The sequence below is a fragment of the Enterococcus sp. JNUCC 77 genome (genome assembly GCF_054819945.1).
Genome location: NZ_JBTHIG010000001.1, coordinates 1030740 through 1041188 on the forward strand (window position 1 = coordinate 1030740; position 10449 = coordinate 1041188).

General features: G+C 37.5%; 11 protein-coding genes. 7 read left to right on the plus strand and 4 right to left on the minus strand.

Annotation, left to right across the window (positions count from 1 at the left end):
- Positions 1 to 127: 127 nt before the first annotated feature.
- From srlE to ACVWNY_RS05220, 3 genes are read right to left on the minus strand one after another with little or no spacing between them, the layout of a single operon-like run.
- On the minus strand, positions 128 to 1153 hold the full coding sequence (srlE, locus tag ACVWNY_RS05210; protein ID WP_218324756.1) for a PTS glucitol/sorbitol transporter subunit IIB: 1026 nt from the start codon (positions 1151 to 1153) through the stop codon (positions 128 to 130).
- 15 nt (positions 1154 to 1168) lie between these two features.
- Positions 1169 to 1693, minus strand: a complete 525-nt coding sequence (gene srlA / locus ACVWNY_RS05215; RefSeq protein ID WP_218324757.1) for a PTS glucitol/sorbitol transporter subunit IIC — start codon at positions 1691 to 1693, stop codon at positions 1169 to 1171.
- On the minus strand, positions 1693 to 2085 hold the full coding sequence (locus ACVWNY_RS05220; RefSeq protein ID WP_218324758.1) for a transcriptional regulator GutM: 393 nt from the start codon (positions 2083 to 2085) through the stop codon (positions 1693 to 1695). Before ACVWNY_RS05220 ends, srlA begins: the two co-directional genes overlap by 1 nt.
- A gap of 256 nt (positions 2086 to 2341) precedes the next feature.
- Between ACVWNY_RS05220 and ACVWNY_RS05225 the strand changes: the two genes are divergently transcribed.
- From ACVWNY_RS05225 to ACVWNY_RS05255, 7 genes are all read left to right on the plus strand, one after another.
- Positions 2342 to 3589, plus strand: coding sequence for an NAD(P)H-dependent oxidoreductase (locus tag ACVWNY_RS05225; protein WP_218324759.1), 1248 nt, complete (start codon positions 2342 to 2344; stop codon positions 3587 to 3589).
- Positions 3590 to 3681: 92 nt separating this feature from the next.
- On the plus strand, positions 3682 to 4635 hold the full coding sequence (locus ACVWNY_RS05230) for a sugar-binding transcriptional regulator (protein WP_218324760.1): 954 nt from the start codon (positions 3682 to 3684) through the stop codon (positions 4633 to 4635).
- 22 nt (positions 4636 to 4657) lie between these two features.
- The gene (locus ACVWNY_RS05235) at positions 4658 to 5647 is read left to right on the plus strand and encodes a thiamine pyrophosphate-dependent dehydrogenase E1 component subunit alpha (protein WP_218324761.1); all 990 of its coding nucleotides are present in this window, start codon (positions 4658 to 4660) and stop codon (positions 5645 to 5647) included.
- Positions 5648 to 5659: 12 nt separating this feature from the next.
- The gene (locus ACVWNY_RS05240; RefSeq protein WP_218324762.1) at positions 5660 to 6640 is read left to right on the plus strand and encodes an alpha-ketoacid dehydrogenase subunit beta; all 981 of its coding nucleotides are present in this window, start codon (positions 5660 to 5662) and stop codon (positions 6638 to 6640) included.
- Between the two features lie 11 nt (positions 6641 to 6651).
- Positions 6652 to 7866 (plus strand): dihydrolipoamide acetyltransferase family protein, encoded by a 1215-nt coding sequence (locus ACVWNY_RS05245; protein ID WP_218324763.1) that lies wholly within the window; start codon positions 6652 to 6654, stop codon positions 7864 to 7866.
- 13 nt (positions 7867 to 7879) lie between these two features.
- Positions 7880 to 9268, plus strand: a complete 1389-nt coding sequence (lpdA, locus tag ACVWNY_RS05250; protein WP_218324764.1) for a dihydrolipoyl dehydrogenase — start codon at positions 7880 to 7882, stop codon at positions 9266 to 9268.
- A gap of 15 nt (positions 9269 to 9283) precedes the next feature.
- Complete coding sequence (locus ACVWNY_RS05255) at positions 9284 to 9637, plus strand: PTS glucitol/sorbitol transporter subunit IIA (protein ID WP_218324765.1); 354 nt, start codon at positions 9284 to 9286, stop codon at positions 9635 to 9637.
- Positions 9638 to 9684: 47 nt separating this feature from the next.
- On the opposite strand, the gene ACVWNY_RS05260 is transcribed toward ACVWNY_RS05255, so the two are convergent.
- Positions 9685 to 10158 (minus strand): TspO/MBR family protein, encoded by a 474-nt coding sequence (locus ACVWNY_RS05260; RefSeq protein WP_218324766.1) that lies wholly within the window; start codon positions 10156 to 10158, stop codon positions 9685 to 9687.
- Positions 10159 to 10449 lie beyond the last annotated feature (291 nt).

Consider the following 10449-nt stretch of genomic DNA (forward strand, 5'->3'; position numbering starts at 1 on the left):
CACCCCTTACTTAATTTAATTGTAAATGAAAGAGGAGAATTTACTAGCAAATATTCTTGGCATCATTGATTTAACAACAAAAAAACTCCAGAAAGGAATTATCCTTCGTGGAGTTCAAAAAATATTTTTATTTATATAGTCCAAAACTAAATAGCCAAGCAATTAAAACAGAAAGGGGACCCGTCAAAAGCCTTGAGAAAAGTACAGCTGGTACACCAATTTCAACTGTATAAGGTTCTGCTTCAGAAAGAGTTAAACCAACAGGAACAAAATCTGCACCAGCTTGGGAATTAATCGCAAACAATGCTGGTAAAGCCATAGCAGGAGCAATCGAACCTTTACCAATTTCTACGCCTAAAAGTACACCAACAACTTGAGCAATAACAGCTCCAGGTCCTAATACTGGTGATAAGATTGGAATTGTACAGATTAAGGATAAAATGACCATCCCAACAATATTATTTGCTAAAGGTCGGACACCTGTCGCAATAAAGTTACCGATACCAGTGTAATTAATCAAACCTACTAACATACTTACAAAGGTCATAAAAGGTAAGATATTTTTGATAACCATGTCTAAAGTATCTCGCCCAGCTTGATAAAAAACACCGACAAACTGTCCTACGACACGACCAATTTTATTAATTAAGCCGAAAATCCCACCTTGCTTTTGCGTAGCTGCTTTTTTCTCTTTGACATCGGCTTTTGCCTGCGCATATTTATCTTGAAAGTTTTCTTCATTTTCTTCAGGAGCTACTACTGGTTCTACACTAACTTCATCAGATTCTTCCACGATCCGAATATTTTCTGGCTTCACTCCAGAAACAAAAATATCTTCTGTGATATGTTTTGCCAGAGGTCCAGAAGGGGAGGAAGGCAGAACATCCACGGTTGGCACCCGTTTCATGGGATAAACGCCAATCCGTGCAGTCCCACCACAGTCAATTACAGCACACATCATCTCATCTTCAGGAATCGAAGTCTTAAAGCCATCGACGGCTTCTCCGCCGGATAGTTCAGCAATTTTTTCAGCAACTGGATGAATCCCACCACCAGTTACAGAGGCTATTTTTATTTTTTTTCCTTCAGGTTTTAATTCAAAGCCAGGTCCCCAGCCATTATTTCCACGACCTACAAAGATTTTTCTATACATAGTTTTGTCCTCCATCTAGGCTTCTGCCGGTTCTTTCCACATAATTTTAGTTAATGTTTCTGTACAAATACCACGAATTAGAATGACGATTAAGCCTACAAGAAAATAGCGAACGGCTAAAGGCATTGTTGACAAACCTAAAGTAGTAATCCCAGATGAAATACCCGTCCAAACAAATAATTCTCCAGCATTCGCATGGGGAAATAGACCAGTAATTGGGTGAACTAATGAAACCGCTGAGTCGTAAAAAGCTGGTTTTTGTTTTTCTTTTAAGAAACGTCCGAAGGAATAACACATCGGATTGGTCATGAAAAAGACCGCCAATAGTGGGAATAGGGAGTAGCGTAAGACAATATTTTTAGTACAAAATTGAGCGAAATTCGTTACCCGTTCTTCTCCAATTAAAGCTATAAGAGCATTTACAAATGTTAATAAGACCATCAAGGTAGGCAAAATCCCAGTAATTAAACCAACTAAGTTTTCCCCACCTGCATTAAAAATTCCGATAAATCCTTCTGCAATCTTTACTAAAAAGTCCATTAGATTCCCTCCGCTTTCATTATTTCTTGATTGATTAAATCAAAGGCTTGTTGAAAAGCTCTGATTCTTTGTTTCCCCTTTAAAGCCGTCATTGTTTCATTGACATTTTTTCCTATCAATCGTTCTTTTTGTTTGAATCGAGCAAAAACGGTATAACCAGACATTTCGCGATAGTCTAAAATCGTACCGTGTTCATCCGCCACAAGTAGAGAAATTACACCTTTTCCCATTTTAAATTTTGCTTTGGCGACGCCCACACCTAAGTAACCATCAGATCGATGCTTAATTTGATTCAACATATGATGATAATTTTTATGCTGAAAATATGACATGCCAATCTGTATTCCCCAACAAAGCACTAATAAAATAATTAAACCAGCATAGTTAGCCATAGTCTTCCTCCTCTTTTCTATATGTAAGCGCTTGTATAAACAAAATCTTAAATTTTTTTGAAATCAATGTCAATGGAATTTTATCATAATTCACATATTGGAACATATGTGATATTTGTGAATAAATCGGAAATTATGTTACATTACAATTAGAAAAAATATGTATTTACTCATTGACTTTTAAAATAAAGCACTTTATGATTGTTTGTGTATCATATGTTACGTGTAATAACAAAAGAGAAGGAGCGATAACAGTATGACAATTTATCAACAGTTGTTACAAAGACAAGCAGAAGAAAATCCAATCAAAGTCGGGGTAATCGGTGCAGGACAAATGGGTTATGGCATGATTGCACAAATTGCAACGATCCCAGGAATGGCAGTCACTGGCGTGAGTGATATTCGCCAAGAATTTGCTCAAAAAGCAGCCGATGCGTATTTAGCTTCATCAGATATCAAAAATAAAGTGTTAGTAACTACCGATTTTAAAGAAGTCATTCATTCGCCAAACGTTGAAGTGATTGTAGATGCGACGGGTGTACCAGAAGTTGGGGCAAAAATTGCTTTGGAAACGTTGATCGCCAAAAAACAATTGGTTCTATTAAATGTTGAAATTGATATCACCATTGGACCATTGATGCATAAGCTTTATCAAGCAGCTGATTTAGTTTATACCGGTTCTGATGGAGATGAACCCGCAGCAACAACAGAGCTTTTTGAATTTGCTAAATCAATGGGAATGGAAGTTTTAGTAGCTGGTAAAGGTAAAAATAATAAATTAAATGTTGGTGCAAATCCAGATACTGCTCAAGCAGAAGCAGATAAGAAACAAATGGCTTCTCATATGTTGGCAGCCTTTCAAGATGGTACAAAAACAATGGCAGAAATGAATTTACTATCAAATGCGATCGGATTTGTACCAGATAAAGTAGGAATGCATGGACTAGCAGGAGATGTAGACTCGGTTATTAAAGATTTAGATTTGAAAGAAAATGGAGGCGTCTTAAGTAAATATGGCGTAGTAGAATATGTTGATGGGTTGGCACCAGGGGTCTTTGTCATTGTGAAAGGACAAAATGAAGGCGTCCGTCATGAGTTAAGTTACTTAATGAAGACAGGTGATCGGGATCATCATATTTTATATCGACCATATCACTTAGCAAGTTTAGAAACACCGATTACAATCGCAAAAGCAGTTTTAAGAAATGATCATGCTATTGTACCGTTAGGCGCACCAGTTTCAGAAACTGTAGCTGTAACGAAAAAGGATATTGCTGAAGGTGAAAAACTAGATGGTATTGGTGGATTCTGCGTCCGTGGCGTATTGGAAACTCATGTTGATATGAAAAAAGATGGTCATATTCCAATTGGTTTAATTTCTGGAAATGTGATTGCCCGTCGACCAATTAAAGCGGGAACGTTTATTACTGAAGAAGATGTTGTATTGGATGAATCAACGACAGTTTATCAATTAAGAAAATTACAAGATAGTACATTTGATTAAAAAATGTGGTTGATTGTGAAAACCATACATTTTCACTAATTTTTCTTGTAAAATAAAGAGTATTAATAAAAAGGAAAATTCGGAGGGGAATTATGAGCTATTCACAAGATATGCATTTATTAGTTGGGATTGCCACAATGTATTACGACGAGGGAGCGAAACAAGCTGATATTGCCAAAAAATATAATATCAGCCGCTCGCTTGTTTCAAAATATCTTACAAAAGCAAGAGAATTGGGATTAGTTGAAATTATTATTCATGACGAAATGATTCATCCCCATAAAAATATCGAGGACAAAATAAAAAGACGCTACAATTTAGACGAAGTGATTTGCGTAGATTCAAAAGAACCCGAGCAATTAATTAAAAAATTAGGCGTAGCTGCAGCAAAATATCTAACTCGTGTCATTCAGCCAAACCAAATTGTCGGCGTGTCAGCCGGCAACACTGTGCATGAAATGGCGTTGAATTTTTACTCAAAAAATAAATTATCATCAGTGACTTTTGTTCCTTTAGCAGGTGGATTGGGTCAGCAACATAGTGCGATTCAAGCCAATACAGTTTGTGAAATATTAGGTCAAAAAAGCGGGGGTCAATATTTAGCTTTGCATGCACCGATTACGACAGACACAAAAGAAGCGAAAGAAGTTTTTATGAATCAATCCTTTATTAAAAAGGTATTCACTAAAGCAGCAGCAGCGGATATTGCGGTTGTTGGAATTGGTGGTTCACCGGTGTATTCAACGATGACTAAAATTTATTTGACTGAAAAAAACAATGAATTGGCTGAGGATATTAAACGAACGGATATTGTTGGAGATATTTGTTACAACTTTATTGACAAGCAAGGTGCATTAGTAGACTGTAACTGGAATCAACGAGTGATTTCGTTACCATTAGACGATTTGAAAAAAATACCAAAAGTGATTGGTGTCTGTGGTGGTCATGATAAGGTTGAAAGTATTCATGCAGCGATTTCTGGTGGCTTAATCAATATTTTAATTACGGATGATATTACCGCAAATTTATTACTAGATTTTATGTAGTCGTCACAAAGGAGTGTCGGCAATGAGCATGTCATTACCAAATGATGCTGGATTAACGGATCAAGAATTAAAAGAAATATATGAAACGATGTGGAATATTCGTTTTTTTGATGAGAAGGTGGATCAGCTTTTCGCCAAGGGTGTGATTCACGGAACAACTCACTTGGCAGTAGGTCAAGAAGCAACTGCAGCAGGAAGTGGCGCGGTTCTAAGAAAAACTGACTGGATCACTGCTACTCACCGCGGTCATGGTCAAACGATTGCTAAAGGGACCAATATTCATGCGATGATGGCAGAATTATTTGGTCGAACGACTGGTACCAATAAAGGTAAAGGTGGTTCGATGCATATTGCTGATCTCGACACAGGAAATCTCGGAGCTAATGGTATTGTGGGTGGTGGATTTCCAATTGCAACCGGAGCTGCTTTGACTGAGAAGTTGAAAAAAACAGACACAGTTGCTTTGGCCTATGCTGGTGACGGCTCTACTAATGAAGGAAGCTTTCATGAGTCTGTCAATTTAGCTGCTATTTGGGATTTACCTGTTATATTTTTTATTGAAAATAATCAATATGGTATGAGTGGTCCTTTTAAGAAAATGATGCGAGTAGATAAATTATCTGATCGGGCTAAAGCATATGGGATTGAAGGCGTAACTATCGATGGCAATGATTTGATTGAGGTTATTAATACGACTTATGCAGCAGTAGAAAAAGCTCGCCGTGGTGAAGGACCAACCTTGATTGAGGCAATGACTTACCGTTGGAAAGGGCATTCAAAATCTGATGCAAAAAAATATCGTACAAAAGAAGAAGAGGAAGATTGGCGAAAAAATCGTGATCCGATTCGCTTAGCGAAAGAACAGATGATCGGAGCGGGCATTTTTACAGAAGAAGAAGCTGAAGAAATTCGGTTACAGGCAAAACAACGAATTGAAGATGCCGTGACTTTTGCAGAAGAAAGTCCAATGCCAGCTTTAGAAACTCTTTACGAAAACGTTTATGCGGATTAGGAGGGAATTGTCATGAGAGAAATTACGTATTCAGAGGCAGTAAGAGAGGCAATGTCTGAAGCGATGCGCACAGATGAAACCGTCTTCATGATCGGTGAAGATATTGGTATTTATGGTGGTGCCTTCGGAGTCAGTCGCGGTATGGTGGAGGAATTTGGTGAGGAACGAGTGCGTTCAACACCAATAGCTGAATCTGTTATTGCCGGAGCATCAGTCGGTGCAGCTATGACAGGAATGCGCCCTATTTTTGAAATTCAATTTTCTGACTTTGTAACTATTGCCTTAGATCAAATTGTGAACCAAGCAGCAAAAATTCGTTATATGTATGGTGGAAAAGCCAAAATTCCATTGGTTATGCGGACTCCTGGAGGCTCGGGAACTGGCGCGGCAGCCCAGCATTCTCAAAGTTTAGAAAATTGGACAGCCCATGTTCCAGGTTTAAAAGTAATCCAACCGGCAACTGCCTATGATGCTAAAGGACTACTGCATGCTGCAATCGAAGATGATAATCCAGTGATGTTTTATGAACACAAGCTTTGTTATCGCACCACAAGTGATGTACCAGAAGGAAAATATACAATTCCAATTGGTGTAGCAGATATTAAAAAAGCTGGAACTGATATAACAGTAGTGGCAACAGGTATTATGGTTCACAAAGCTTTAGAAGCAGCCGAAAAATTATCAGATGAAGGAATCGATATTGAAGTAGTTGATCCTCGAACATTGGTACCTTTGGATAAGCAAACGATTATTGATTCAGTGATTAAAACGGGTAAAGCCGTAGTGGTGACAGAAGCTGTTAAAAGAAGTGGCTTTAGCGCCGAATTAGCTAGTGTGATTGTCGAAAGTGAAAGTTTTGACTTTTTGGATGCACCATTGGTTCGTTTAGCTGGTAAAGAAGTGCCGATTCCTTATCATCCTGATTTGGAAAAATTAGCGGTGCCACAAGTGGAAGATATTGTTGAAGCTTGTCGCAACTTAGTGAAAGGTTAGGAGGAATAGCGATGGCTCATGAAGTAACGATGCCCAAACTTAGCTCCACCATGGATGAAGGAACCATTACCCTTTGGTTGAAAGAAGAAGGCGATTCTGTTGAAATTGGCGAAGCAATCTTTGAAGTGATGACCGATAAAATTGCGATCGAAGTTGAGGCTTATGAAGAAGGCATGCTATTAAAAAAATACATTGGTGATGGTGAAAGTGCGCCAGTTAATTCAGTGATTGCTTATATTGGTGAAGCTGGAGAAATTGTCCCTGAGACTACGCCTAGTGTTGAAATAGTAGAGACCGAAGTAGTAATTAGTGAGACAGCAGGGGCAACACCTGAAGCAAAAACTGAAAATATAGCTACTTCAAAAATTCGGGCAACACCAGCAGCCAGACGAATAGCTAATGAAAAACAAATCAATTTAGCTGAAATCAATGGTTCAGGTCCCAAGGGAAGAATACAAGCGTTAGATGTAAAAAATTATCAATCTCCTAAAACTACTGGAAAAAATAGTCATGAAATTGAAAGTGATGTGGAAGTTATTGCCTGGGAAGGTATGCGAAAAGTCATTGCTGATCGTATGTCGTACAGTAAAACAACGATTCCTCATGTAACAATGCAAGCAGAAGTCAATATGATTAAGGCAAAAGAATTACGTGAACAAGTCTTACCAATGGTGGAGGCTCAAACTGCTGAACGTATTTCTTACACTGAAATTATTATGAAAGCAACGATGGTCGCCTTAAAAGAGTTTCCAATTTTTAATGCCCATGGAAAAGAAGACGCTATCTATCAATATAGCCAAATTAATTTAGGCATAGCAGTAGCAGTGTCGGATGGCTTACTGGTTCCAGTGATTAAAGAAGCTAACAAAATGGGCTTGGCTGATTTGACGAAACAGACCAAAGAACTGACTAATAAAGCCCGTAATGGTCAATTAACTGGTGATGACTTACAAGGTGGTACATTTACCATCAGCTCTTTGGGACGTTCCAAAGTTCAGTCGTTTAACCCGATTATCAATGCGCCAGAAGTGGCGATTCTCGGAGTAGGTGGCATGAAATCGATTTGGCAAATGGGTGAAAGTGAAGTTGGACCCGAATTTGTAGAGGTGCCAACACTGAATTTAAGTCTATCTTTTGATCATCGTGTAGCAGATGGTGCACCGGCGGCAGCCTTTTTATCTAGAATTGTTGAATTGTTGGAAAATCCATTAGGACTGTTACTTTAAGGAGGTTAAGTTTGTGAGAGAAACAGAAACCGTTGTACTTGGGGCAGGTCCCGGAGGTTATGTAGCAGCAATTCGCGCGGCACAATTGGGTCAAAAAGTGACGATAGTTGAAGCTGGAGAAATTGGTGGTGTCTGCTTAAATGTTGGATGTATTCCCTCAAAGGCTCTGATTACTGCCGGCCACCGTTTTCAAGAAGCACAATCATCGGATTTTTTAGGCGTAAAGACAAAAGAAGTGACGTTAGATTTCAGCAAAACCCAAAAATGGAAAGACCAACAAGTTGTAAAAACTTTAACGAATGGTATTCGTGCTCTTTTAAAGAAAAATGGCGTCACAATTATGGAAGGCTTTGGTTCTTTTCTTGATAAGAAAACCTTGCAGGTAAAGACGAAAAATGGCAATGAAAAGCTAATGTTTAAACAAGCGATTATTGCTACTGGTAGTTCGCCAATTGAAATTCCTAATTTTAAGTTTGAAGGAAGAGTGATTGATTCTACAGGAGGACTAAATCTAAAAGAAATTCCTAAAGAATTAATTGTAGTTGGCGGCGGATATATCGGTTGTGAGTTGGCAGGTGCTTATGCCAACTTAGGTGCAAAAGTGACAATTGTCGAAGGTAGCTCTAATATTTTACCAGCGTTTGAATCGGATATTCAAGCTTTAGTGGTTAAAGGTTTTAAAGAAAAAAATATAAGAGTAGTTACTTCAGCTAAAGCGCTAAAGGCTGATCAGACGAATGACTCGGTAACGATTGAAATTGATGTAAATGGGAAAAAAGAAAAAATGACAGCAGATTATGTAATGGTCACTGTTGGCAGAAAACCCAATACTGCCAATTTAGGTTTGGAAAATTTAGGTATCGTGCCTGATTCAAAAGGACTAATTCCTGTGAGTGATCAATATCAGACCCAGGAAAAAAATATTTATGCGATTGGTGATGTAGTTGCAGGCCTGGCACTCGCTCATAAAGCAAGCTATGAAGCAAAAGTAGCGGCTGAAGTGATTGCTGGAAAAAATGTGAAAAAAGATTATCGTGTGATACCAGCAGTTTGCTTTACAGATCCCGAAGTGGCTACTGTAGGACTGACTAAAAAAGAATCACAAGAAGCTGGTTTAAAAGTGTCTACGGCAAACTTTCCAATGCAAGCCAATGGTCGTGCCTTGTCATTAAATGCAACAGAAGGCTTTGTTCGTTTAGTTTTTGAAAAGGATACTGAATTAGTTGTCGGTGCACAAATTGTTGGAGTAAATGCCAGTGATTTAGTCGCTGAAATTACTTTGGCAATCGAATCTTATTTAACATTAGAAGACATAGCACTAACAATTCATGGTCATCCAACCTTATCAGAGATGGTGATGGATGCCAGTGAAGTTGGTTTAGGTTTACCAATCCATATGTAAAAAAGGAGATAATTGATGGTACGAATAAAAATTACTGATATCGGTGAAATGGTGCCGGCTTTTGAAGAAGAAAAGCTACTGATTTTATTTGGTCAACAAGTAACGGCTGAATTATTACCGATTTGTGTGGTTCACGAACCAGTTGAAATAGAAAAAAGTCCCCTAAAGGCTAATGGGAAAATTAAAATTAATCAACAAGAATATCACATTCAATCGATTGGAGATGCTGCCAATCAGAATTTTGATGAATTAGGACATATTTCTATTTATTTTCGGAATGAAGAAACGGAAGTCTTACCAGGGGCAATAGTTGCTTCTCCTGAAGTATTTCCATCATTTTCGATCGGCGATTTTATTGACATTTATTAAAAAAATAAAAAGCCCTGCTAGATTTTTATAAATCTAGCAGGCTTTTTTTAGTTTATCAAGGCAAAACCAATATTTAAATAAGTAGCAAACAAAATCCATACTAGGTAAGGAATCAATAGATATGCTGCCGGTTTTGAAAGTTTGTGGTAATAAAAAATTTGATAAGCAACGACAATATCCAAGGCGAGAATGTTAATAATTGCCAGTCCCATTTGATTTCCGCCAAAAAATATTAAACTCCATGTAAAATTAAGTAATAACTGGATAGCGTATAACAGATAAGCATTTCTTTTGTAAGTTTGACGGATGTTTCCGGTAATAATGAAAAAAAGTGAGACACCCATCATTAAATATAAAATTGGCCAAACAATTCCGAATAGTGAACCCGGCGGTGCCAACGGGATTTTATCAAAAGATTCATAAATACTGCGAGAATTACCGGCTAATAAGCCAGACAATCCACCTACTAGTTCTGTAAATATAATTGCCGCTACCAGAATTAGCCATTTCTTTTTATTCATTTTAAACTCCTCCTCTGTTCTGATTAATCCTAGCTTAACAAGTAAAGATAAATAATTGGATTCAAATGACCTAGAAAAAATCTGAAAAACTGAATTTTTTTCTTTTTATACGGCCTATTTCCTAAATAATTATCAGAAAAAGCCTTGATAACAGAAAAAAATTTACTAAATATTGTGGAAATAGCTATTTATATATTGAGAATCATTTTTTTTTCTTGAATTATTTTATTGATTGAACTGAATTTTAATAATTAATGGACTTATTAAAAAAAATATTGGTGTAAATGATAT